General features: G+C 69.9%; 24 protein-coding genes. 7 read left to right on the forward strand and 17 right to left on the reverse strand.

Going from position 1 to position 22,345, the window contains the following annotated elements; all coding sequences use genetic code 11:
• Nucleotides 1-131: 131 nt before the first annotated feature.
• Nucleotides 132-1,028 (reverse strand): nitroreductase, encoded by an 897-nt coding sequence (locus tag DMP23_RS17770; protein WP_337821763.1) that lies wholly within the window; start codon nucleotides 1,026-1,028, stop codon nucleotides 132-134.
• Between the two features lie 208 nt (nucleotides 1,029-1,236).
• On the opposite strand from DMP23_RS17770, the gene DMP23_RS17775 reads away from it, so the two are divergent.
• Nucleotides 1,237-1,671, forward strand: a complete 435-nt coding sequence (locus DMP23_RS17775) for a DUF6292 family protein (RefSeq protein WP_337821764.1) — start codon at nucleotides 1,237-1,239, stop codon at nucleotides 1,669-1,671.
• Here DMP23_RS17775 and DMP23_RS17780 read toward each other — a convergent pair.
• A complete protein-coding gene (locus DMP23_RS17780) occupies nucleotides 1,668-2,204 on the reverse strand; it encodes a DUF2231 domain-containing protein (RefSeq protein ID WP_443111346.1) in 537 nt (178 codons plus the stop codon). The genes DMP23_RS17775 and DMP23_RS17780 overlap by 4 nt on opposite strands.
• Before the next feature lie 232 nt (nucleotides 2,205-2,436).
• Between DMP23_RS17780 and DMP23_RS17785 the strand changes: the two genes are divergently transcribed.
• Genes DMP23_RS17785 through DMP23_RS17800 form a run of 4 tightly spaced genes read left to right on the forward strand, consistent with a single transcriptional unit; the run spans nucleotide 2,437 to nucleotide 3,903 of the window.
• The gene (locus DMP23_RS17785; RefSeq protein WP_037806389.1) at nucleotides 2,437-2,841 is read left to right on the forward strand and encodes a DUF302 domain-containing protein; all 405 of its coding nucleotides are present in this window, start codon (nucleotides 2,437-2,439) and stop codon (nucleotides 2,839-2,841) included.
• A complete protein-coding gene (locus DMP23_RS17790) occupies nucleotides 2,838-3,422 on the forward strand; it encodes a mycothiol-dependent nitroreductase Rv2466c family protein (protein WP_337821766.1) in 585 nt (194 codons plus the stop codon). Before DMP23_RS17785 ends, DMP23_RS17790 begins: the two co-directional genes overlap by 4 nt.
• A gap of 2 nt (nucleotides 3,423-3,424) precedes the next feature.
• Nucleotides 3,425-3,592 carry a hypothetical protein gene (locus tag DMP23_RS17795; RefSeq protein WP_162836033.1) on the forward strand — a complete coding sequence of 56 codons (168 nt, stop codon included), beginning with the start codon at nucleotides 3,425-3,427 and terminating at the stop codon, nucleotides 3,590-3,592.
• Nucleotides 3,593-3,633: 41 nt separating this feature from the next.
• Nucleotides 3,634-3,903: a metal-sensitive transcriptional regulator gene (locus DMP23_RS17800; RefSeq protein ID WP_037806392.1), complete on the forward strand. Its 270-nt coding sequence runs from the start codon at nucleotides 3,634-3,636 to the stop codon at nucleotides 3,901-3,903.
• Here DMP23_RS17800 and DMP23_RS17805 read toward each other — a convergent pair.
• The 6 genes from DMP23_RS17805 to DMP23_RS17830 all read right to left on the reverse strand — a co-directional run bounded on the left by DMP23_RS17805 (nucleotide 3,890) and on the right by DMP23_RS17830 (nucleotide 10,372).
• Nucleotides 3,890-4,420, reverse strand: coding sequence for a hypothetical protein (locus DMP23_RS17805; RefSeq protein ID WP_134732066.1), 531 nt, complete (start codon nucleotides 4,418-4,420; stop codon nucleotides 3,890-3,892). The genes DMP23_RS17800 and DMP23_RS17805 overlap by 14 nt on opposite strands.
• 100 nt (nucleotides 4,421-4,520) lie before the next feature.
• Entirely contained in the window at nucleotides 4,521-5,093 is a 573-nt protein-coding gene (locus DMP23_RS17810; protein ID WP_337824408.1) for a TetR/AcrR family transcriptional regulator, read from the reverse strand.
• Nucleotides 5,094-5,143: 50 nt separating this feature from the next.
• Nucleotides 5,144-6,316 carry a serine hydrolase domain-containing protein gene (locus DMP23_RS17815; RefSeq protein ID WP_337821767.1) on the reverse strand — a complete coding sequence of 391 codons (1,173 nt, stop codon included), beginning with the start codon at nucleotides 6,314-6,316 and terminating at the stop codon, nucleotides 5,144-5,146.
• Complete coding sequence (locus tag DMP23_RS17820; protein WP_337821768.1) at nucleotides 6,313-7,629, reverse strand: MFS transporter; 1,317 nt, start codon at nucleotides 7,627-7,629, stop codon at nucleotides 6,313-6,315. Before DMP23_RS17820 ends, DMP23_RS17815 begins: the two co-directional genes overlap by 4 nt.
• Nucleotides 7,626-8,816: an acyl-CoA dehydrogenase family protein gene (locus tag DMP23_RS17825; RefSeq protein ID WP_337821769.1), complete on the reverse strand. Its 1,191-nt coding sequence runs from the start codon at nucleotides 8,814-8,816 to the stop codon at nucleotides 7,626-7,628. Before DMP23_RS17825 ends, DMP23_RS17820 begins: the two co-directional genes overlap by 4 nt.
• Before the next feature lie 11 nt (nucleotides 8,817-8,827).
• On the reverse strand, nucleotides 8,828-10,372 hold the full coding sequence (locus DMP23_RS17830) for an acyl-CoA synthetase (RefSeq protein ID WP_337821770.1): 1,545 nt from the start codon (nucleotides 10,370-10,372) through the stop codon (nucleotides 8,828-8,830).
• A 111-nt stretch (nucleotides 10,373-10,483) separates the two neighbouring features.
• Between DMP23_RS17830 and DMP23_RS17835 the strand changes: the two genes are divergently transcribed.
• Nucleotides 10,484-11,122, forward strand: a complete 639-nt coding sequence (locus DMP23_RS17835; RefSeq protein WP_037806403.1) for a TetR/AcrR family transcriptional regulator — start codon at nucleotides 10,484-10,486, stop codon at nucleotides 11,120-11,122.
• Between the two features lie 3 nt (nucleotides 11,123-11,125).
• On the opposite strand, the gene DMP23_RS17840 is transcribed toward DMP23_RS17835, so the two are convergent.
• Nucleotides 11,126-12,118 (reverse strand): helix-turn-helix transcriptional regulator, encoded by a 993-nt coding sequence (locus DMP23_RS17840; protein ID WP_337821771.1) that lies wholly within the window; start codon nucleotides 12,116-12,118, stop codon nucleotides 11,126-11,128.
• 81 nt (nucleotides 12,119-12,199) lie between these two features.
• Between DMP23_RS17840 and DMP23_RS17845 the strand changes: the two genes are divergently transcribed.
• Nucleotides 12,200-13,408: an FAD-dependent oxidoreductase gene (locus DMP23_RS17845; RefSeq protein ID WP_337821772.1), complete on the forward strand. Its 1,209-nt coding sequence runs from the start codon at nucleotides 12,200-12,202 to the stop codon at nucleotides 13,406-13,408.
• 22 nt (nucleotides 13,409-13,430) lie between these two features.
• On the opposite strand, the gene DMP23_RS17850 is transcribed toward DMP23_RS17845, so the two are convergent.
• The 8 genes from DMP23_RS17850 to DMP23_RS17885 form a co-directional block, all read right to left on the reverse strand.
• A complete protein-coding gene (locus DMP23_RS17850) occupies nucleotides 13,431-13,937 on the reverse strand; it encodes a hypothetical protein (RefSeq protein WP_337821773.1) in 507 nt (168 codons plus the stop codon).
• A 44-nt stretch (nucleotides 13,938-13,981) separates the two neighbouring features.
• Nucleotides 13,982-14,710: an alpha/beta fold hydrolase gene (locus DMP23_RS17855; protein ID WP_337821774.1), complete on the reverse strand. Its 729-nt coding sequence runs from the start codon at nucleotides 14,708-14,710 to the stop codon at nucleotides 13,982-13,984.
• A 601-nt stretch (nucleotides 14,711-15,311) separates the two neighbouring features.
• Nucleotides 15,312-15,902 (reverse strand): TetR/AcrR family transcriptional regulator, encoded by a 591-nt coding sequence (locus tag DMP23_RS17860; RefSeq protein WP_238606570.1) that lies wholly within the window; start codon nucleotides 15,900-15,902, stop codon nucleotides 15,312-15,314.
• A gap of 111 nt (nucleotides 15,903-16,013) precedes the next feature.
• Nucleotides 16,014-16,829: an ABC transporter ATP-binding protein gene (locus DMP23_RS17865; protein WP_134662929.1), complete on the reverse strand. Its 816-nt coding sequence runs from the start codon at nucleotides 16,827-16,829 to the stop codon at nucleotides 16,014-16,016.
• A complete protein-coding gene (locus tag DMP23_RS17870; RefSeq protein WP_337821775.1) occupies nucleotides 16,826-18,646 on the reverse strand; it encodes a dipeptide/oligopeptide/nickel ABC transporter permease/ATP-binding protein in 1,821 nt (606 codons plus the stop codon). Before DMP23_RS17870 ends, DMP23_RS17865 begins: the two co-directional genes overlap by 4 nt.
• The gene (locus DMP23_RS17875) at nucleotides 18,643-19,584 is read right to left on the reverse strand and encodes an ABC transporter permease (protein ID WP_037806414.1); all 942 of its coding nucleotides are present in this window, start codon (nucleotides 19,582-19,584) and stop codon (nucleotides 18,643-18,645) included. Before DMP23_RS17875 ends, DMP23_RS17870 begins: the two co-directional genes overlap by 4 nt.
• 69 nt (nucleotides 19,585-19,653) lie before the next feature.
• Nucleotides 19,654-21,177 (reverse strand): ABC transporter substrate-binding protein, encoded by a 1,524-nt coding sequence (locus tag DMP23_RS17880; protein WP_337821776.1) that lies wholly within the window; start codon nucleotides 21,175-21,177, stop codon nucleotides 19,654-19,656.
• A gap of 172 nt (nucleotides 21,178-21,349) precedes the next feature.
• The gene (locus DMP23_RS17885; RefSeq protein WP_337821777.1) at nucleotides 21,350-22,327 is read right to left on the reverse strand and encodes a methyltransferase family protein; all 978 of its coding nucleotides are present in this window, start codon (nucleotides 22,325-22,327) and stop codon (nucleotides 21,350-21,352) included.
• Nucleotides 22,328-22,345 lie beyond the last annotated feature (18 nt).

The following is a 22,345-nucleotide window of genomic DNA, read 5'->3' on the forward strand; positions in this document are numbered from 1 at the left end:
GTGCCCGTCCAGCACGGGCACCCGGCAACATCATCGCCCTCGCCTGGCACCTCACAACACGGCGAACCGTCGCGCGGTCTTCCGCGTCGGCGGCCCGTCGGGTCGTCTCGAATTCGAGAGACCAACGGCCTTCACGGAACCGGCCTTCGGCTTCGACGCACCCACCGCTCGCCCAACACCTCAGCGACCCCGCGACGCAGACTCGCCGGAGCCACCCGCGCAGAACGGCCCAACCGCAGCAGAGCCTGCGGGAACCCAGCGAGCCGGTAGTCCCCGCACAGCGCTGACCGGACCCCCGGCACCCGCAGCGGCTGGGTCAGAACCGCGCCAGCGAGGCCGAGGGTCACCCCTTCGAGCCAGCAGCGCTCCAGTGCGTAACCGGCCCGGAGGTGGTCGATGCGCGCGTCGCCGGGCGTCGTGAAGAGCAGCACCGTTTCGGCCTCGAGCCGTTCCCGGAGCAGGAACAGGTCCGGAACGACGGGTGGCAGCGCGGCAAACCACGTTCCCGCCGCCTCGCCCTGGAGCCCCCGGGCGGCGTGGCCGAAGAACCTCGCGAGCCGCTCCACCCCGTCGAGCCGGATCGCCTCCGCCCCGGTCGTCACCGCGGCCGCCGCGACGCGGGCGGTCTGCTCCGCCCTGACCGGCAGTCCGGTGAACGCCCCGCGGTGACTCCGCCGCACCATGATCGCGCCGTACCGCTGAAGTTCCTGGTCCGTCGGCGGCAACGGCTCCGCCGCCTCGACCCGCGCGACGACGTCGGTCTGCTCCGGGTCCGGCAGCACGGTGATTTCCGCGCGCCTGCCGAGCACCCGGACCGCCAACTCCAGGTTCGCGAGCGCCGTCCCGCAGGACATCGCCTGATCGCGTCGCGGCAACGCCACGTCGACGCGCTCACGCAGCAGCACCGCACCGTCGATCAGCTCGACTCGCCAGGGCTGCGTGTCGCGCGCCGAAGGGAGACGCAGCACAGAACGGCCCAGCACCTCCGCCTCGGCGAGCGTCCACTCCCCGGTCGCTGTCTTTTCCATGGCGGTCACTCCTGTCATGGCGAACGACCCGAGCAAACCCGGCTGCCGCTCTTCGCGCACCGGCCGCAAGCCACCGAGCACAGGGACCAACCTCACCGGTTGCTTCCGGCGGCGCCTGGCCAGGTGACCTTCGGCCCTAGTCCGCCATTCGTCCGGCGCGCAGCCTGAAGCGGACCGCCGTTCGACGCGGCGGCGGAAACGAGCACCGATGACCGTCCAGCCCTTGACCACCGACCACGAATACCGCCTGCTCTGCGGACTGACCGCCTATCTCGACGCGGTGAGCGCCGCGGCGGGCGTCGGCCCGGAATCCTGCACCATCGATCTCGATTCGCCGATGTCGGCCTACCTCGCGCTCGACGGTCACCTCTCCGTCCATCCCGGACGCGACACCGCGCTGCTGTGGGACGAACGGCACGGCTGGTCGTTCGCCATCGAAACCCATTCCGGCGAGGACCTGATCCTGGTGGCGTGCCTCGGCGGCGAACTGGTCCCCTCCCCGACCAGGGTCCGGGAATTCGTCCGCGTGGTCCGCGCCCGGACTAAGCGCACGCCGCCGCCCGCGCCGCCGGACCTCAGCCAGGGGCGGGCCGACTTGATCGCCCTTCTTCTCGGCTACCGGAAGGAAAGCCCTGTCCGCTAACGCGCGTGACGCGGAGCGGCGTTCTCGCTGAAGTTCCCCTGCCAGCTGGCCCGCGCACCGGAATCGCCGATGCGGTAAATGTCGTAGACAGCCGCACCGGCCGCCAAGACCGCGACCACCGCAACGGCTGCCGTGACTTTCGTCGACGCGGGTGCGAGATAAGTCCGGCGACCCGCGACGGGCGAATCGTCGGTACCCGCCGACAAACGGGTGTTTTCCCGTTCCCGCCACCAGACCACAAGCGCGAGCACAGCGACCGGGATCGCAACCCACAGCGCCGTGTCGCCCAGTTCGGTATGGTCGCGCAGCAACGGTGTCTGCGCGACCCGGCGTTCGAGCCACTCCCCGGCGTTCGTGGTGATCGGGACCAGAATCACCACGACCACGGCCAGCACGGCGTTCGCACCGGCGAGCTTGCCGCGTGCTTTCGGCCAGACGCTGCTCAATACCAGCAGCAGTGCGCTCAACGGCAGCAGCACGACAATCGCGTGCACGAGCAGGATGTGGGCCGGCAGGCCGTTGACGGTCGTCATGGCGTCCTTAACGTGGTGCGGGTTCGTGAGTGCGCGCTGAACACCCAGCGGCACGACGGTGAGGCTAAGCCAAGAATCCCGGCTTGCCCCCGCGCGGGCGAGGCGGTCACAGCGCGGGTCGGGCAAGCGGCTACAAGCTGCCGCACATCGGACAGTGCCCCAGCGACGGATACCCCCGGGGGCATAACCGATGCCCCCGGGGGTATAGTGGGCAGCGAGGAAAGGAGCCGACATGGAACTGGGTTTGTCCCGTACCTACCGAGACGCGGGTTTCGACGACGTGATGGCCAAGACGCGAACCGCGCTCGCGGACGCCGGTTTCGGCGTGCTGACCGAGATCGACGTGCAGGCGACGATGCGCGAGAAGCTGGACGAGCGGATGGAGCGCTACACCATCCTCGGCGCGTGCAATCCCCCGCTCGCCCACCGCGCGCTGACGGCGACCCGCGAGATCGGATTGCTGTTGCCCTGCAACGTGGTGGTCCGCGAGAACGGGGCCGAGGGCACGGTCGTCGAGGCGATCAACCCCGCTGTCATGGCCGAGGTCGCGCCGGAGGCAGGCGTCGCCGACGTTGCCGCGGAGGCTGCCGAGCGGCTCGAATCCGCACTCGACGCGCTCGATCGGGAGCTGACATGACCGACGTGGTGCTCTACGGCGACCCGGTCTGCCCATTCGCCTGGCTCGCCTACCGCTGGCTCGCCGACACGGGCGCGGAATTCTCCGTGCGGCCGATGAGCCTCGCCGTGCTCAACGAGGGCAACACCGTCGCGGAAGGCCACCGTCAGCGGGTCGAGGACTCGCTGCGCGCGGGCCGGGTCCGCGCCGCGATCGCGGACCCGGCCGCCGCCGCTCGGTTCCACGTCGCGCTCGGCCGCCGGATTCACGAGCAGCGGCAGCCAGTGAACAGCGCACTGCTTCGCGCGGCCTTGCGCGACGCGGAACTGCCGGAAGACCTTGCCCAGCAAGCGGATTCCACCGACGCGGACCCGTCCGTCCGCCGTGCGCACCAGGAGAGCCAGGCCGCGCTCGGCGAAACCGGCGGAAGCCCGATCACCGCGATCGACGGCCGGGCGTTCTTCGGCCCGGTGCTCACCGAACTGCCCGCCCCGGCCGAGGGGCGCAGCTTGCTCGACGCCCTGCGCGCGACCGCCGCGGTCCCGGCGTTCGCCGAATTCCGCCGCCCGCGCACCGGCGCTCCGACGATCCCGGAAGGATGACCATGTGCCGTCCCGTCGCGTGCCGCACCTGCGGCAAAACCACCTGGGCCGGATGCGGCCAGCACGTCGACCAGGTCAAGGCGACCGTCCCGGCCGGACAGTGGTGCCCGGGGCATCCCGCCGAACCGCGTCCGCGCCGGTCGTGGCCGTGGCGCAAGAACCGTTCCTGACCACTCGCGACTTCCACCGGCCAACCAGGGAGAGAGCAGCCATGATCGGCGACCAGGACACCGTCACCCAGGTCCGCAACCGGCTCCGCCGCGCGCAGGGCCAGCTCGCCGGGGTCATCGCGATGATCGACGAGGGCCGCGACTGCAAGGACGTGGTCACCCAGCTCGCCGCGGTTTCCCGCGCGCTCGACCGGGCCGGGTTCAAGATCATCGCGAGCGGCCTGCGCGACTGCGTCTCCGCCGACAGCGAAGGCAACCAGGCCGCCATGACCGAGGAACAGCTGGAGAAGCTCTTCCTCACGCTCGCCTGATCCGGATCGCCGAGACCAGGAAGAAGATCCCGCCCAGCACCGCGTACCCGGCCACGGTGGCCAGCGACGGGTTCGGCGCGCCCGCGCTGAGGATGAAGTTCGCGCCGGCCAGGACCGAGATGCCGCCGCTGAGGATCATCGGCCACTGGCCGCCCATCCCGCGCCTGCCGACGGCCACGATCAGCTGGACGAGACCGGCCACCACCGCCCACGCGCCCCAGACCCGCAGCACTGCCGGGACGCCGGACGCACTGGCGATCGCGAGTCCGATCCCCGCCAGCAGGCTGATCGCGATGTTCACGTACAGCCCGGCGGCACGGGACGAGCGCGCGTCCACGACCGCGGCGGCGACGTCGAACAGCGGATACGCGACGACCAGGACCACGCCGATCGGGCCGACAGCCGTCTTGGACGTGAGGAACAGCAGCGCGGCCCAGACGACGGCGAAGGCGAACCGCACGAAGTACAGGCGACGCAACGCCGGAGCGGTTCCGGCGGGCGAGTCGACGATGGTCACGACGATCCTTCCGAGAGCCCAGAGAGATAGAACGTTCGTTCTCTCTGAGCTTGTCGGCAACCAAGCGGCGGCGTCAACGCCTGCCGGTCTTTCAGAAGTGTTACGGGCGCTCCGCGGCGCCGAGGCGATGCCGCAGGATGCCGTCGACGCCCTGGAGGAACGTGTCGCCGACCTCGGCCGAGTCCGTCAGGCAGCCCGAGGCCATCGCACCGTCGCGCAGCATCACGAAATGCCGTGCCGCGGGCTCCGGTGCGGACGTGCCGATCTGCGCGAGCAGGTCCGTGACCGTGCGGAGGAACCACTCGCGATGCGCCAGGACTGCCTGGTGCACGGCATGCGCGGGGTCCGGATACTCCGCCGCGGCGTTGAGGAACGCGCAGCCCCGGAAGTGCGCCGACTGGATGCTCTCGGCAATCCACTTGGCGACGGCACGCAGGGCGTCGGCCGCGGGCGGATTTCCCGCGAGGATCTTGCCGATCCCCTCGCGCTCCATCTCGGACACGCCCTGGAGATACGCGACGACGAGGTCTTCTTTGCCCGGGAAATGCCGGTAGAGCGTGGCGCGGGTGACCTTCGCCTCCGCCACGATCCGGTCGACGCCGACCGCGTGGAGGCCCTCGGCGTAAAAGATCCGGGTGGCCGTCGCGAGCAGCCTCGACCTCGCTTCGGACACCCGGATCTTCTGCACCACAAAACCCACGCTAGCAGAGAGAACGGTCTGTCTTATCCGGTCAGATGGTCGCCGATCTGGGCGAACACCGCTTCCAGCGCCGGCACCGGAACGGACGGCGACATCACGTGCGAGCCGTAGTGGGCGATCACCAGTTCCCGCCCCGGACTGACCTGCAGCCGCTGCCCGTGGATGCCGCGCGCGCCGAACGTGCCGTGGCCGTCGCCGGGGACCCACCAGAAATTGTGGTACCCGATCGGCCGCGCGCCACCGGTCGGCAGAGCGCGCTGAGCGGGGCCCGGCGGCACGTTGGTCAGGTCGGCGACGATGTGTTCCGGCACGAGCTGCTGGTCACCGACCGTCCCGCCGCGGCGCAGCATCTCCCCTACCCGGGCCAGATCGCGCAAGGTGGCGCTGTAGCGGCCGCACGCGATCTCCGTCCCGGTGGAGTCCAGGCAGTACGCGCCGTCCTCGTCCGCGCCCAGCCGGGCCCAGACCCGTTCGCTCCAGAGTTCGGCGAGGCTGACCCCGGTGACGCGGCGAAGGGCTTCGGCGACGGCCTCGGTGTTGCCGTTGTCGTAGCGGAATTCGGTTCCCGGTGGTGCGACGGCCCGTGCGGTGGCCAGATGTTCCTTGACGCTCGTCGGTCCGGTGAACCCAGCGGGACGGGGAACGATGCCGACCGCGGCGAAATACCGTTGCGCTTCAAGGGGTTTGCAGAACGGCCGACCGCCGTAGTCCATGGCGGTGCCCATGTGCAGCAGGTGGTGGATCGTGGCGTCGCCGAATGCCGTGCCGCCGAGCTCGGGCGCGTAGTGGGACAACGGCTGATCGGCGTCAAGTGCGCCTTCGTCGATGAGCAGCGCGGCGAGCAGTCCGGTCCACGACTTCGCCACCGACGCGGACAGGTGCACGTCGTGGGGCCGCATGCCGTGGAAGTACCGCTCGTAGACGATCTTTCCCCGGTGCGCCACCAGGATCGCGTCGGTCTCCGCGCCGGAGAGGAATTCGGTGAGCTTGACGGCCGGGTCCCCGGTCCGCGGGGTGACGAGCAGGTTGTCCAGGTCTTCGTGGTCCTCGCGCAGGTCCCGGCGCGGGCCCGCGCCGCGCCACACCCGCCGGGTCGGGCCGGTTTCCCTGGCGCGGGTCATGCCGAGGCGGACGAACGCCGGGTCGACGTAGCCGCGGCTCCAGTACGCGTTGTCCACTGTGTACGGATTGGTCACGGTTTCTCCTTGGCTACGGCGAGTGCCGCGATGCGCCGGGCATCGCGTTCCGGACGGACGAAGAACAGGGCGGCCAGCCCGCCCGCCATCATCAGGACTCCGGGAATGGCGAAGGCGGTCGCGAATCCGGCGGCGGGCCCGTCCGCGGCCTCGACCAGCCGGCCGGTGACGTAGGGCGCGAGCAGTCCGGCGATGGTGACCAGCGCGACGCTGACCGACAGCACCGCGCCGCGCTGGGCGGGCGGGCTGATCTCGCTGTTGACCGTCTGGCCGTTGGCGAAGGTGACGCCGTGGAAGCTGAACGCGACCGCGATGAGGACGATCCGCAGCGCGGGCTGCGTGACCGTCGGCAGCAGCACCATCGCCAAGCCCGCCAGGATCAGCACGCACCCGCCGAGAATGCCGCGGGCGATCCGGCTGGGCACGCCGAGGTGCAGCAGCCACTGGGTGATCGCGCCGTGCGCGAAGGTCAGGAGCAGCCCGGCCAGCCATGGAATCGTCGCGATCGCGGCCGCCTCGCCGGTGCTGTAGCCGAGCGCGGTTTCCAGGTAGGTGGGCAGCCAGGCGACCATCAGCGTGGAAGTCCAGTACGCGCCGAACGCTCCGGTGAACCCGCCGAGCCACGTTCCGGAGAGCAGGATCCGCCGGTACGGGACGCGGGCGGCCGGGGCCGCGCCGGCCGGGGCGCGGTCGACCGGGCCGTCGCGGCCGATCACCAGCCACAGCACGCACCACACGCAGCCGACCAGGAACATCGCCAGGAACGCGGCCCGCCAGCCGAAGTGCACGATCACCACGGTGAGCAGCGGGGTCGCGATCGCCCCGCCCAGCGCGCCGCCGCCCACGATCAGCGCGCTCGGGATGTTGCGTTTGGCGTTGGGGAACCAGCTGTGCGCGGCGTGCAGCGCCATCGGCTGCGCTGGCCCTTCGGCGGCACCGAGCGCGATCCGGCTCACCAGCAACAGCCCGATCCCGCTCGCCGCGACAACCGAAACCTGCGTGACCGCCCAGACCAGCGCGAGCACCAGCAGGATCCACCGGGTCGAAATCCGGCTCGACGCGAGGCCGACCGCCAGCGCGCACACGCTGAACAGGAAGAAGAACGAACTCGACAGCAACCCGTACTGCGACGGGCTCAGCCCGAACTCGTGCATGATCGGGCGCGCGGCCAGCCCGAGGACGGTCTTGTCGCCGTAGTTGATCAGCATGAACAGCAGCAGCATGCCCACCACCGACCAGCGGCGCAGCCAAGTGCTCCCCGCGGCCCCGTCCGCCGGCGCGGCCGGACGCGGCCGGGTCCCGGCGGGCTTCACCGCTGTGTCCCGGACGGCTGGAGCAGGGCTTTGGCGATGCCGTTCTTCTGGATCTCCGACGATCCGGTCAGCACGCGGAACATCCGCAGCCGCCGGAACAGCCACTCGACCTCGGCCCCGCGCACGAGCCCGGCCTTGCCGTGGATCTGCACCGCCTCGTCCGCGATGCGGAAGGCGTTCTCCGCCACGAACAGTTTGCACATGAACGCCTCCGTGCTCGGCTTGCTCCCGGAGTCCAATTCGGACAGTGCGTCGTACGTCATCGCGCGGGCCGCGTAGTACGCGGTGGCCATGTCGGCGATCTTGTGCTGGATCGACTGCAGCGCCGCCAGCGGGCCGCCGAACACCTGGCGGGTGCGGGCGAATTCGATGGTGAGTTCCAGCGCGCGACGCGCGTGGCCGAGGACCGTCGGGCAGTGCAGCAGCCGGTTCGTGGTGACCCGGCCGAGCCCGATGCGCAGCCCGTCGCCGACGCGGCCGAGCAGCTGCTGCGGGCCGACGTAGCAGTTGTCGAGGATGATGTCGGACTCGACGTGCTGGCCGGACATCGGAACCTCGCCGTCGGCGACCGTGCAGCCCGGCGAATCCAGGTCGACCAGGAAGGCCGAGTAGCTCTCGTCCTTCCCCGCCATCCGGGCGACCAGCACGGAGAAGTCCGCGATCGGTCCCGCCGAGGAGAAGACCTTGTGGCCGCTGATCCGCCAGCCGTCGCCGTCCGGGGTCGCCGTGGTGCGCATGGCCCGCACGTCCGACCCGGCATTGGTTTCGGTGAGCGAGAAACAGCACGCGCGTTCCCCGCGGACGACCGGCAGCAGATACCGCTCGCGCTGTTCCTCGGTGGCCGTCGTGAAGATCGCGCCGGCGCGCAGCGGGCCGCCGAAGTCGCCGAGGACGCAGTGGTAGAGGATCCGGCCGGACGCGCCGACCTCCTCCTTGAGCGCGGCGAGTTCGGTGTAGCTCAGGTCGAGTCCGCCGTACTCGCTGGGCAGGTGGACGCCGTAGAAACCCAGTTCGCGGCAGCGTTTCCACACCGGTTCGATCATGGCCCGGGTCAGCGGGGTCTCCGGGGTCAGCCCGAGCGTGGCCTCGTAGTCGGCGAGTTCGCCCGCCAGGTATTCGCGCAGCCGGCCGACGAGTTCCGCGAGCCGCGGGTTGTCGTCGTAGGCCGGGGTGAGGGTGAAGGACATGCGGGGCCTCCTCAGTGGACTTTCCGGGCTTCGCCCGCCCAATACCGGTCCCGCACCGCGCGCCGGTCGATCTTGCCGTTGCGGTTCACCGGGAGTTCGTCGGCGAAATCCACCGAGCGGGGTTTCTTGATGCGTGCCAACCGTTCCGCGCAGAACTCGATCAGTTCCTCGGCGGTCGCGTCGGAACGGCGGACGACGACCGCCTTCACTGCTTCGCCCCACTTCTCGTCGGGCACACCCACCACGCACGCCTCGGATACGGCGGGATGCTCGTAGAGCACGGATTCCACTTCGGTGCAGAAGATGTTGTAGCCGCCGGAAATGATCATGTCCTTCTTGCGGTCCACAATGAACAGATAGCCGTCGGCGCGCAGGTAGCCGATGTCGCCGGTGTAGACCCAGCCGTCGCGGAACGTCTCCGCCGACAGGTCCGGTTCATGCCAGTACTCGGTCACGCAGTCCGGCCCGCGCACCACCACCTCGCCGAGCTCCCCGGCGGGCACCGGACGTCCCTCGTCGTCGACCACCCGGACCTCGGAGTCGAACAACGGCCGCCCGGCCGAGGACAGCAGCTCCGGGTCCCCCTCAATCCCGCGCACCACGTCGGCGCAGGTCAGCACCGTGACGCCGCTGGTGGTCTCGCCCTGGCCGTACCCCTGCATCACCACCGGGCCGAACGCCGCGACCGCGTCGCGCAACCGCTGCGGCGACACCGGCGCGCCGCCCACCCGCAGGCAGCGGAGCGAGGACAGGTCGAAGTCGCCCAGGCCGGGATGCGACAGCACCATGTTCAGCATCACCGGCACCAGGAACGTCGAGGTGATCCGCTCCTTCTCGACCGCCTCCAGAAACTCCACGGCACCGAACCGCGGCAGCACCACCGCGGTCGCCCCGCGGGAAAAGGCCGCCAGCAAACCCATTCCCGTGGCGTGCGTGATCGGACCAGCCGCGAGATACCGCTCCGTCGCGGACGGCGCGCCTTCCGGGCTCATCAGCCGCTTGCGCATGTTCGCCAGCCGGTTCCCGTTAGTCTGCACGGCGGCCTTGAGCTTCCCTGTGGACCCGGAAGTGAAGTGCAGAACCGACGGGTCGTCCGCGCTCACCTCGACCGCGACCGGCTCCGGCGACCCCGCCGCCAGCACGTCTGCATAGGAGCGGGCATCCGGCGTACGGCCGTCGTAATCGATCAGCGCGCACGCCGTCCCGGCAGCCGCCTTCTGCGCCGCTTCGGCGTGCTCGGCGTCGACCAGCAGCACCCGCACGTCCGCGTCCGCCAGGATGTGCTCGACCTCGCCCGCGGACAGCCGCGCGCTGATCGGCACGCGCAGGAAACCGCCCTTGTAGCAAGCGATCTCGGTCTCCACCAGCTCCGCGCTGTTGCCGGAGAAGGTGGCAACCGCCTGCCCGGGCTCGACGCCGGACGCGAGCAGGGCGGACGCCAGCCGGTTGGTCCGCTCCTCCAGCTCGCGGTAGGACCACCGCCGCTCCCCGCACACCAGCGCCTGCTGATCGGGCCAGAACGTGCTGGCACGGGTGACATAGCTGCCCAGGTTCACGCCGACTCCCTGTTTTCCGTCAGATTGACCAATGCTGAACACTGTGTCTATTAACAGTCGCGGTGTCAACAGTTCGCTACACTCGGGCCGGCAACGACCGAAGGGGGCCCCTTGCCGACGACTGACCGACGGACCCGCCGCACCCGCGGGCTGCTCCGCGACGCGCTGGTGTCGCTGGTGCTCGAACGCGGATATGCCAACGTGACGGTGGAGGACATCACCGAACGGGCCGATCTGGGCCGCGCGACGTTCTACAGCCACTACCCGGACAAGGACGCCCTGCTGCGCCACGTCGTCACCGAACTCCAGGAGGAACTGGACGAACGGCTGCGCCCGCTGGTCCCGGCGTCCTCAGTGGGCTTCACCGGCAAACCGGCGCTCGAACTGTTCCGCCACGCCCGCGAGAACCGGGACCTGTACCTGCTCATCCTGCGCGGCGAGGGCGACGGCCGGGCACTGCGGCAATTCACCGACGCGCGCATCGACGCGGTGTGCTCGGTGTTCAAGTCCCGGGCCGACCACCACGACGTCAAGCCCCGCATCGACCTCGGCGTGCTGGCCAGGGCGTGGGTCGGGGAACAGCTGGCCGTCCTGCGCTGGTGGCTGGAAACGGACCCGGCGCCGATGTCGGCGGAAGAGGCCACCGGGATGCTGCAGAACCTTTCGCTGCGCGGCCGTTACTGGGCGAACGGTTTCGAGGGAGACCCGCCGGATCCCGCGCCTACCGGGGCGGATTCAGCGGAGCACTAACGCTTACTCGGCCGCGATTTTGGCCCACCGCCGGGTAAGCCGACGGCAAGCTTCCCCGAGTTCCACCGGCCGGACCTCAGTCATTTCGGCATCGAAAGTGGCCAGAATCCCGGCGATCCCGGCCCACGACCAAGCGCCGAGCGTGAGCCGCGAATGCTGGCCGTCGAGGTGTTCGACGACCGACCCGCCCGGCGCCCAGCGGGCGACTACATCCGCCGGGAGGTTGAGCCGGGCGGAGCCGGTGCACGGCCACTCCTCCGGGCTGTCGCCGCGGTCGTGCGTGCTCATCACGAACTGGGCCAGGTCGTCGGCCGGGAGCTCGCGGGCGGCGAACCGCGCCGTGGTCGGCCGGGGACGCAGCCGGTCGACCCGGTGCACTCGCCATTGGCTGTCGGTGCGGTCGTACGCGACCAGGTACCACCGCGCGGCCCAGACGACCAAGTGGTGCGGCTCGATCCGGTGGGCAGGCTGGAAGTCTGCGTCGCCGGGATGGGGTCGGCTGCCGTCCGGGCGCAGAATTTCGGCGATGAGCACGCGACGGCGGCGCACCGCGGTTCCGACGGCGGTGCGCGCCTCCGGATCGATCGGCGGTCCGGGAAACTCCCAGTAGTTGCGCAGCCGGGTCAGGCGCAGGGATTCCATCGAGGCCCGGAGGGCAGGCGGCATGACCTGGTGCAGCGTCGCCAGCGCGCGGGAAGCGTCGTCGCCCAACCCGAACATCGTGCTGGGCGCGGTCTGCAGCGCAACTGCCACCGCGAGGGCCTGGTCGTGGTCGAACAGCAACGGCGGCAACGTGTTTCCGCTGCCGAGACGGTAGCCGCCGTCGGGACCGTGCACGGTCGCGATCGAGTAGTCGAGCCCGCGCAGGGTTTCGATGTCACGGCGGACGGTGCGTTCGCTCGCCTCGAGCCGCGCGGCGAGTTCGCGCAGCGGCCACACCCGTCCGGAGCCGAGCAGAGACAGCAACCGGAGCGCGCGGTGCGAGGTGTTCGCCATCGCCTCATCATGTACTGGTCACTCGGTGTCCAGTACCCCGGGCAAAGTCGGTTCCGTTCCAGAAAGAGCGGAAGGACAGACATGCGAGTAGCGGTAGTCGGCGGCGGAATCGGCGGGCTGGCACTGGGCGCGGGCTTGTGCCGCCGGGGATTCGAGGTGACGGTGTTCGACCGCGACACCGACGTGACCGCGACCGGCGGCTACCACCTCACGCTGGACGACCGGGCGCAATCCGCGCTGACGGAATTGGTGGAACCGAAGATCATGCAGCGGTTGCTCGCGTCCGGCTCGGCGCTGCGGCTGCGCGAGCGGGACGCGTTCTGGGACCGCCGCGGCCGGCTTCTCGGGCAGGGTCCGGATCTGAGCGACAGCGGCAGCGTGGACATCGACCGGATCACCTTGCGCGCGCTGCTGGCCGAAGCCGTCGGCGACGACTTGCACTTGGGCCGCACGGTGTCCGGTGTCAGCCAGGACGGTCCTCGAGTGTTGTTCGCCGATGCCGCACCCGTCTCAGCAGACCTGGTGGTAGGCGCGGACGGCGCCCATTCGGTGGTCGCCCGGCACTTGGCGGGCGGCCCGACGAACAGTCCGGCAGGCATCATCGGATTCTCCGGCCGCACCCGCCGCGCCGACCTGAGCCCTGCCGAACAGCAACGCTTGCGCTCGCGTTCCGGCACCGCCATCGCACCGCACGGAGCCGCGCTGTACGTCGGTTTCCTCGACCCAGTAGGCAATGCCGCGCTCGACGCTCCCGAACTCCGGATGTCCGTCACCACCGGACCGACCTACATCTGGGGCGCGATGCTCCCCGACCCCGCCGGTTCCCTGCGCACCCTGCGCGGCCGCGAACTGCAGTCCGCACTCCTGAACAACTTCCGCGAGCGACGCTGGGCCGAGCGGAGCCTGGAGGTCATCGCCAAGGCCGACCCGGACAGCGTCGCCGCCTTCCGGTTCAACGCCGCCTCCACCCGGGCCGCCGATCTCGCGCCCTGGCCCGCAGGCCGGATCACCGCCCTTGGCGACGCCGTCCACGCCACCCCGCCCACCGCGGGGATGGGCGCGGGCGCGGCGATTCGCGACGCCGCGAGCCTGGTGAAGCACCTGTCCGAAACCGACCGCAGCACCGCCGTCGAACGGTTCGAAGCCGAGATGCGCCAGCGCGGCAGCGAGGTGCTGACCTTGGCGATGAAGACGGTCAAATGGATCCTCGCCACGAACACCCCGCTCGGGGCCGCAGCGACCGCCGTTCTGGCACCGCTCATGGCCACGGCTGTCCGGCTGCGCCGCTGACCGCATCCGCGAGCGCCCAGTTCTAGTGTTGCGCCTCCTCGCGAAGGAGCCGCACCGCCTTCGGACCCACGCCGTGCAGGGCGAGCAACTCCGCGTCGGTCCACTCGGCGGTCTGCGCCAGCGTCGTGATCCCCGCACCGTGCAGTGCCCGGGTGGCCGGGCTGCCGATCGCCTTCGGCAAGTCTCCCACCTCCCCTGCCACGGCGGTCCCGGCCGCAGCCACCGGGGCCGCCAGGCGCTTCGGTGCCCGGGCCAGCCACGCGCGGCGGACCCAGTGGTTGAGCTGCTGCCCGTTGAGGTCCGCGATCGGCAACCGGGCCCCCGCCCTGGCCACGCGGCGGGCGGTCGGGTGGGCGGCGCGCAGTTCGTCCACATCGGACGGGGTCATCCGGAGCACGACCTGCCGATCCGGTCGCAGGGCGGCGAATTCCTTGCCCTGCACCGTGAACGCGACCGTGCCGTCAACGGCGAGCTCGGCCGTTTCCGGGTAGGACAGGGCGGTTCTGCGGAGCTGCGCCGGTGTCGTCATGGCCCCAGGCTGGCACGACTGGCCCGCTCAGGCCATTTCGGCCCTCAGCCGGCCTCGGCCCCGAGGAAGTCGAACACCGCCTCCCGCAGCTCGACCCCCACCAGCGCACCGCGGTGATCCCCCGCGACCTGCCGCAGCCGCGCACCCGGCACCCGAGCCACGAGCTGCTCGATCCCGTGCGCCATCAAGTCCTGCCGCCCCGCGAGGAACAACGTCGGCACCCGCGGAACCCCCGCCCCCGGATCGAACGGCTCGCTCGCCAACCCCTCGACAAGATTCAGCAGCGACTCCGCGTCCCCCGCCGCCGCCATCGCCGCGATCGCGCCAGTAAGCGAATCGTCCGGCGCCGGCCCGCCCTGGACCGCCAGCCGCGCCGCCCCGAGATCAACCGCCGCGAACGGTTCCTGCGGACTCAACCCGCCCAGCACCAACCGCCGCACGGACACCTTGGGATGCGCCGCGAGATCCCACGCAAGCCGCGCCCCGAGCGAATACCCGACGACGTCGACCTCTTCCGCACCAGCACAATCCGCCAACGCGTCGACCACCAAGGTCGAGGTCACCTCCTCGGCCTCCGCGACCTTGGGCCCGCCAGGATGCCCCGGCAAATGCACCACAACCGTCTCCCGCCCGGCAGCCGCCAGCGGATCGGCCCAGTACTCCGCAGGCCAATCACACGCCGCCGAAGACGCGAACCCATGAATCAACACGACCGGAGGCCCGGTGACAGGACGACGGGAAAGCGTACGGGTGACCGGAAACGCGGAAGTCATTCTACAATCGTAGACAAAACCCGTCACCTGGTCCAGCTTTGCGTGAGGGCCACCCTCATTGACTCTGATTCCCCCAGGGTTCCCCTCACGACCCGCCCGCCACCGTACGTCAGGGACCCCTTCACGGAACCAGATTCCCTCAAGGAGCCCTTCACGGACCGCCCCGCCCCGTCCGCCCGCCCGCCCGCCGGGGATGCGCCCCCAATGCGGCATTGGGTGCATGCGACGCACCGAACGCCACATTGGGTGCATCTGACGCACCCAATGCCACATTGGGACGCTAACCCCACCCCAACCGCCACCCGCCGAATCCAACCCAGCCACGCACCCACCACGCGCGCCCGAAACCGCAGCCAATACACCCAGCAATCGAGGCACCCGGCCCTCGAAAACCGCAGCCAATACACCCAACGAGCGAGGCACCCACACCACCCCCGCACCCCGATACGAAGCCACAATGCGGTCCGGGGGTGCTTGTCAAGGCATCTTTCCCGCCTTGACAAGCACCCCCGGACCGTCATCACAATCAAGCTTCGGGGTGCCCCACGCAACCAAAGCACGCAATGTCGCCGCCAGGCGACGAGCCGAAGAAAAGGAGAACTCAATCCCCAATCCGAGCCATCAACCCGTCCACATACCCCCGATACCGCTCCGCAACCTCCCCCACCGGATGCATCAAACTAGTCACATTAGCCCCGATGGAAACCGCGATAATCTCATCCGCCAGCACCCCGATAACCGGAGCATCGGCAGCCTCCCCCTTCCCCCGAGCAGCAGCGATCCGCACCGTCAACTCCCCCCGCCAGCTATTGAGCAAATCCCGATACTGCCGAGCAAGCTCCGGATTAGCCACGGAATGCTCCCACAACACCAGCAAAACCCGAGCCGATGCGATCTGATGCTCGTCGAACGGAATCGCCGCCTCGACAAACCCCCGCAGCGACTCCACAGGCCCGAGAGAAGGATCCAGTTCGGACATCCGCTGCGAAGTCTCCTGCAGCACGCTCTCGAACGTAGCCGCGATGATGCTGTCCTTGCTGGGGAAGTAATGCTTGAGGGCACCGTTCGCGAACCCGGCCGCGGTCACGATGCTGCGCATCGTGGCAGCCTCGAACCCGCCCTCGATGATCAGCTTTTTGGCGACCTCGACGATCTCCCGTCGTCGCTGATCGTGATCGATGACCTTCGGCATGGTTACAGACTCTAACCCGTATTCTCCCGCGACGGATGTGACCCTGCTCGACCGTCCGCGGGAGCGGCGAGCCCGGGAATGCGGACGCACAAGCCATGGCCCGAGAATCGTTCACCCGAGTCCCAGCCGGGCCGCCCGTCTCTGCGCCTGCCGTGCCGGGTCCGCCACCGGGGCGGCCAGCAGCAGCCGCTGGGTGTAGGGGTGCTCGGGAGCCCGCGTGACCGTCGCCGTCGGGCCCGATTCCACGATCTCTCCCTGGTACAGCACCGAAACCCGGTGACAGATCCGGTGCACCACGCCCAGGTCGTGCGACACGAACAGGTACGACACCCCGGTTTCGCGCTGGAGTTCCAGGAACAGGTCGAGGATCGTCGCCTGGGTGGTCAGGTCGAGCGCGCTCACCGGCTCGTCGCACACGATCAGCCGCGGCCGGCGGACCAGTGCCCGCGCGATCGCGATGCGCTGCCGCTGGCCGCCGGAGAACTCCCCCGGATACCGGTGCACCGCGTCGGCGGGCAGGCGCACGCGGTCGAGCATATCCGCGACCACCGTGCGGGCGTCGGCACGCGAAGTCCCGGCCACCACCAGCGGTTCGGCAAGCACTTCGCCGACGGTCATGGTCGGGTCCAGCGAACCGTACGGGTCCTGGAACACCACCTGGATGTCGCTGGCCAGCCGGCGTCGCGTCGCGCCCCGGGCGTGGGTGATGTCCTCGCCGTCGAAGGTGATCCGGCCGGACTCCGGCGCGGCGAGGCCCAGCACGGCTTTGCCCAAAGTGGACTTTCCCGATCCGCTTTCGCCGACCAGTCCGACGCATTCGCCCGGCCGCACGTCCAGCGAAATCCCTTTCAGGGCCCGGAACCGGACCCGGCGGCTGAGCCGGTAGTCGACGACGAGGTCCTCGATCGCGAGCAGCGGAGCGGTCATCGCCCGGCCTCCTCTCCGGCCGCGTGGGCAAGGCCGCGCCGTTCCCAGGCTTCGTCCAACTCGTCCCGTCCTTCGGTGTCGTCCAGCGACGCGCTGATCAGTTCGGCGGTGTAAGGGTCCTCCGGCGCGCGGAAGATCCGTTCCACCGGGCCGGTTTCCACGATCCGGCCGTCCTTCATCACCACGACGCGGTCGCAGATGTCCGCGACGACGCCGAAGTTGTGCGTGACGATCACCAGCGCCATCCCGTACTCGGCCTGCAGTTCGCGCAGCAGCTCCAGCACCTCGGCCTGCACCGTCACGTCCAGCGCGGTCGTCGGCTCGTCCGCCACCAGCAGCGACGGCCGCCCAGCCACCGCGCCGGCGATCAGCACGCGCTGCGCCATGCCGCCGGAGATCTGGTGCGGATAGCTCGCCATGACCCGGTCCGGGTCGGTGAGGCCGACCCGCTCCAGCACCTCGCGCGCCCGCTTCTTCGCCGCGGCCTTGTCGAGCCCGTGCACCCGACGCAGCGGCTCGACGAGCTGGTGCCCGATCCGATAGCACGGGTCGAGGTTCGTCATGGGTTCCTGAGGCACGTACCCGATCTCGCGGCCGAGCAGTTTCGCCCGCTCCGCCGCGCTCCCGACCTCGCGCCCGCCGACCCAGATCCCGTCGGCGACCGCGGTCCCGCCGGGCGGCAGGAGGTCGAGCACGGAGAACACCGTCTGCGTCTTGCCCGACCCGGATTCGCCGACGATCCCCAGCACCTCGCCGGGCGCCGCGTCCAGCGACACCCCGCGCACGACCTCCTTGACGCCCTTGTCCGTCGCGTAGCCGACCCGCAGGTTCTCGATCCGCAGCGCGCAATCGGCCGCCGCGTGCTCGTGCTCGCCGGAAACCGGTCCGCACGGCAAATCGGCGGGAGCGGCCAACGCTTCCCGCACCCGCGCCCGGCCCCGTCGCGTCGGCTGTTCCCCGCGGACGCTGACCAGGTCGGCGAGCGTCGAGCCCATGAACGCCAGCGCGGCGATCGTCACGCCCAGCGCGATCGACGGCCACAGCAGGATCAGCGGGTACGTCAGCATGTTCAGGAAGCCGTCGTTCATCGTCTGGCCCCAGCTGGGCGTCGACGCCGAGCCGATGCCGAGGAACTGCAGACCGGCCTGCATGCCGATGGCGAGCCCGGCGGTGAGCGCGGTCTGCACGATGATCGGCGCGTACACCGCGCGCAGCAGGTGCGTGCGCAGGATGCGCAGCGTGCCGACGCCGGCCACACGGGCGGCGTCGATGTACGGCTCGCGGCGCACGGTGAGGGCGCGGGCGCGGGTGATCCGGTAGTAGCCGGGCGAGAGGAACACGCCGAGCGCGATCATCAGCACGGTGAAGTCCTGGCCGGTGCCCGCCGCGACGACCAGCAGCACGATCATCCCGGGCACCGACTGCAGCGCGTCGCTGATCCACGAGCAGATCCGGTCGGTCGCGCCGCCGAAGTACCCGGCGACCACTCCGGTCGGGACGCCGAGCACGACGCCGGTGACGCAGGTGATCACGCCGCCGTACAGCGTGGTCCGCGCGCCGTAGAGCAGCCGGCTGAAGATGTCGCGTCCGGCGGAGTCGCCGCCGAGCAGGTGCCCGTTGCCGGGTTCGGCGTGGGTGAGCGCGAAGTCGACGTGGTTCGGGTCGTAGGGGGCCAGCCACGCCGCGCACACCGCGGCCAGCACGACGAGCGCGAACACGACCAGCGCGACGACGCCGACCGGACGGCGGAAGTACCGGCGCAGCAGGGAAATCCGCTTCACCGGGGCGAGCGTGGCGGGGAACGGGGCAGCGGTCATCGGTCGCGCACCTTCGGGTTGACCCACCCGAGCACGAGGTCGAGCAGGAAGTTGACGATCACGACGAACACGACGGTCACCGCGGTCAGGCCGAGCAGCACCGGGATGTCCCCGATCTGCGACGCCGACTGCGTCAGGCTGCCGATCCCCGGCAGGTTGAACACGATCTCCACGACCACCGCGCCGCCGAGCAGCCCGACGAACATCAGCGCCAGCACGGTCAGCGCGGACGGCGAGGCGTTGCGCAGCACGTGCGTTGTGACCCGCCGCGACGACAGGCCGCGCGCCCGCAGCGTGCGGACGAAATCCTGGTTGGCGACCTGGAGGAAGCCGTTGCGCAGCTGTTCGGCGATCATCACGATCGCGCCGAGCGACAGCGAGATCGACGGCAGCGCGATCGACCGCAGCCAGCCGACGAACGACTGGTCCGGCGACACGTAGCCGACCGCGGGGAACCACTGCAGCTGGATCGCGAACCAGGTGACGAGCACGAGGCTGACCCAGAACCCGGGCAGCGCGAACAGCACCACCGACGCGAGCTTCAGCACGCGGTCGACCACTCCGCCGGGACGCAGGCCGCAGATGACCCCGACGAGCACGCCGAGGACCGCCGCGAGCAGCGTCGCGGCGACGACGACTGACAGCGTCACCGGCACGCGCAGCGCGATCTGTTCGCCGACCGGCTGGAAATTCCGCCAGGAGGTCCCGAAATCGCCGGTCGCCGCGTGCGACAGCCAGTCCCAGAACTGGACGAGCAGCGGCCGGTCGTACCCGATCTGGGCGCGCAGCGCCGCCTGCTGCGCGGGGGTCGCGCTGTTGCCGAGCAGCCCGGCGGTCGGGTCCCCCACCGCCGTGTGCGCCAGGAAGAACGTGCCGCTCGTGACCAGCACGAGCAGCAGGATCCCGGACACCAGGCGTTTGACGATGAATGTGAGCATGTCGTTCGGCTCCTCCCCCGGAGCCGTCCACAGTGGAATCTTCGGACGGCTCCGGGGACGACGGGCGCGTCAGCCGCGCTGGATGAACCGCAGCGTCGGGAACATCATGCCGGTGATCGGCGTGACGGTGATGCCCTTGACGCTGAAGTAGAGGTTGTCGGCCTGGTACCAGACGTTCCACCAGGCGAGGTCCACGAGCTTCGTGTTGAGCTCCTTGAGCGCCGCGGTCTGGTCCGCGCCCGGCTGGGCCTGTTCCGCCTTCTGCACGAGCGCCTTCACCTCCGGGAAGGCGTCCACCGACGGCTTCGGGTTGTACCACTGCGACGACGTGACCTGGTCGGTCAGCGTGGCCATGTCGTTGCCGTCCATCGCGATCACCGCGAGGAACATCGGGTACGTCGGCGCGTTCTTCTGGTAGTCCGGCATCGACATGTTCTGCCAGTCGACCTTGATGCCGAGCTGCCCGAAGGTCTGCTCGGCGGCGGGCTGCCACGCCTGGAAGATCGTGGACATCGGCATCTTCAGGCTGAACCCGCCCGCATACCCGGCTTCGGCGAGCAATTGCTTGGCCTTGCCGAGGTCGGTCTTGTACTTGCCGTTGCCCGCTGGGTCGTACACCTGGCTGCCGCTCGGCCACAGCTGGTCGGTGACCGTTCCGGCGTCGTTGCCGACTGCCTTGAGGATCCCCGCCGCGTCGAAAGCGTAGGAGATCGCCTGCCGCACGCGCTGGTCGCCGAGCGCCTTCACCTGGCTGCCGGTGCGGTCGGCGAACTGCACACCGACCCACGAAGCCGGTTTCTTCGCGACATTCCAGCCGTTCTGCTGCGCCTTCGGCAGGTTGGCCGCGTTGGCGAACTGGACGTTCAGCTGACCGGACAGCATCGCGTTGAAGCTCGCCGCCTGGTCGGTGATCGGGAACAGCCGCACCGTCGGGAACGGGTAGGTGGCGCTGTCCCAGTGCTTCGCGCGCTTCTTGAAGACGTACTGCGACTGCGGCTGCGAGGACGCCTTGTCGAAGGTGTACGGGCCGGAGCCGTCCGGGCCGTTGGCGAGCGATTTGGCTTTGATCGCCTTGGGCGAGGCCATCCAGCTGCGCCCGAGGCCCATGAAGTACAGCAGCGCGTCGTCGCGTTCGGACAGATGGAGCACGACCGTCGAGGGGTCCTTCGCCTCGACGCTCTTCACGTCGATGTAGGCCTGTCCGGACCGGGTGCCCGCCTTGAGGTGGTTGAGGTTCTCGACCGCCGCGGCGGAGTCGAACTTCTGCCCGTCGTCGAACGCGACGTCGTCGCGCAGGTGCATGGTCAGGGTCAGCCGGTCGGCCGACCAGTCCCACGACTTCGCGAGCGCGGGGACCGGCTTGGCGTCCTTGTCCAAGGCGACCAGCGGGTCGTAGACCGCGGACAGGTACGGGCCGTCGAAGCCGATGTCGGCGTTGGCCGGGTCCCACGACGTCACGTCGAGGAACACGCCCGCCTTCAGCTCGTCGGTGCCCGCGCCCGCCCCGGCGGCGCCCGAGCCGGTGCATCCGGCGATGCCGAGCAGCGCCGCGGCGGCCGCCGCGAACAACGCCGCTGTCCTTGTCCTCGTCATTGAGTCCCTCTCTCAGGGTGCTGGACCGCCGGCGGGGTCGCTCGGCGCCCCGCCGGGAACGGCGGGCCTGCGAGTGCGGCCCGGCTCGCCGTGGTGCGGGATAGTCTACGATTGTCGGCTAAAAAATCAACGGGCCGGATGCGTTTGTTATCTCCCGGCCCGGCGGCCGTTTTCAGACGGCGTCGGCGACCAGAACGCGAGGGCTTCCGGGCAGTGCGAGAACATCGCATACGCGCCATCCTGCACCGTCCAGCCATTCGCGGACTTCCGCCTCCGGATAGACGACGGTCCCGTCGATCACGAAGTACTCCCCCGCGTGCAGCGCGTCGATCGGACGCTGCCGTTCGCCGTCGTCGAGGAAGAAGTCCAGCAGCAGCAACGTCGCTCCGTCCCCGGCGGCCGCGCGCGCGTTGGCGAGGATCTTCCGGTTCTGCTCCGCGGTGAACCGGTGCACCACGTGGTTCACCATCACCAGATCGTGCTCCCCGCCCGGTTCCGCGGATTCCGTGGGCGCGGGGTCGATGCTCGTGCGATCCGCGCAGCCGGCCGCATTCACCGCGTCGGTGATCCCTTGCGTGGACTCGGGTCCGAAAACGAAACGAGCGGTCAGTGCGGGATTCGCCCGCAGCGCGCCGATCGCGAATTCCGGCGACAATCCGCCCAGATCGAGCATCGAACGGTAGGGCGAGAAATCGAATGCGCGCGCGAGCATCGACGCGTGCAGCGCGTTGTAGCGCATCACACCCGCCATGAACGTCGCCCAGCGGCCCTCGTCCATCTGGAGGTCGCCCGGTTTGCCACTGTCCACAGTGGTGTCGAACTGGAGCCAGTGCCCGTAGCTGATTTCGTTGAGGAAGGTCAGGAACGGTGCCAGATCCGTAGCGCCGTCCCCGCCCAGGTACTCCCGCGCGTCGGCGGCCAGCTCGTAGCGGCCGTCGGTGCGCTCCAGCAGGCCGCGCGCGTTCATCGCGTCGGCGAGGATCCGGGTCAACTGCTCGCCCTTGCCGGTGGCGGCGGCGAGTTCCGGCGCCGTGCGCGGACCGTCGGCGAGCGCGCGGAACAATCCGATCCGCGAGGCGGCGAACAACTGCTTCGCGCCCATGTACCCGATGGCGATGTCGACGATGCGGTCCGGCGCTGGTTTCGTCATGTGGCGGCTCCTCACGGC

This window comes from Amycolatopsis sp. A1MSW2902 (assembly GCF_017312175.1).
Classification (GTDB): Bacteria; Actinomycetota; Actinomycetes; order Mycobacteriales; family Pseudonocardiaceae; genus Amycolatopsis; species Amycolatopsis nivea.

Coding starts and splice junctions, on each gene's coding strand:
- DMP23_RS17780 (WP_443111346.1), bottom strand. CDS start 2,204: ATGACGACCGTCAACGGCCTGCCGGCCCACATCCTGCTCGTGCACGCG.
- DMP23_RS17885 (WP_337821777.1), bottom strand. CDS start 22,327: ATGACGAAACCAGCGCCGGACCGCATCGTCGACATCGCCATCGGGTAC.
- DMP23_RS17840 (WP_337821771.1), bottom strand. CDS start 12,118: ATGGCGAACACCTCGCACCGCGCGCTCCGGTTGCTGTCTCTGCTCGGC.
- DMP23_RS17795 (WP_162836033.1), top strand. CDS start 3,425: ATGTGCCGTCCCGTCGCGTGCCGCACCTGCGGCAAAACCACCTGGGCC.
- DMP23_RS17845 (WP_337821772.1), top strand. CDS start 12,200: ATGCGAGTAGCGGTAGTCGGCGGCGGAATCGGCGGGCTGGCACTGGGC.
- DMP23_RS17850 (WP_337821773.1), bottom strand. CDS start 13,937: ATGACGACACCGGCGCAGCTCCGCAGAACCGCCCTGTCCTACCCGGAA.
- DMP23_RS17825 (WP_337821769.1), bottom strand. CDS start 8,816: ATGTCCTTCACCCTCACCCCGGCCTACGACGACAACCCGCGGCTCGCG.
- DMP23_RS17855 (WP_337821774.1), bottom strand. CDS start 14,710: ATGACTTCCGCGTTTCCGGTCACCCGTACGCTTTCCCGTCGTCCTGTC.
- DMP23_RS17785 (WP_037806389.1), top strand. CDS start 2,437: ATGGAACTGGGTTTGTCCCGTACCTACCGAGACGCGGGTTTCGACGAC.
- DMP23_RS17770 (WP_337821763.1), bottom strand. CDS start 1,028: ATGGAAAAGACAGCGACCGGGGAGTGGACGCTCGCCGAGGCGGAGGTG.
- DMP23_RS17790 (WP_337821766.1), top strand. CDS start 2,838: ATGACCGACGTGGTGCTCTACGGCGACCCGGTCTGCCCATTCGCCTGG.
- DMP23_RS17775 (WP_337821764.1), top strand. CDS start 1,237: ATGACCGTCCAGCCCTTGACCACCGACCACGAATACCGCCTGCTCTGC.
- DMP23_RS17860 (WP_238606570.1), bottom strand. CDS start 15,902: ATGCCGAAGGTCATCGATCACGATCAGCGACGACGGGAGATCGTCGAG.
- DMP23_RS17800 (WP_037806392.1), top strand. CDS start 3,634: ATGATCGGCGACCAGGACACCGTCACCCAGGTCCGCAACCGGCTCCGC.
- DMP23_RS17865 (WP_134662929.1), bottom strand. CDS start 16,829: ATGACCGCTCCGCTGCTCGCGATCGAGGACCTCGTCGTCGACTACCGG.
- DMP23_RS17875 (WP_037806414.1), bottom strand. CDS start 19,584: ATGCTCACATTCATCGTCAAACGCCTGGTGTCCGGGATCCTGCTGCTC.
- DMP23_RS17870 (WP_337821775.1), bottom strand. CDS start 18,646: ATGACCGCTGCCCCGTTCCCCGCCACGCTCGCCCCGGTGAAGCGGATT.
- DMP23_RS17880 (WP_337821776.1), bottom strand. CDS start 21,177: ATGACGAGGACAAGGACAGCGGCGTTGTTCGCGGCGGCCGCCGCGGCG.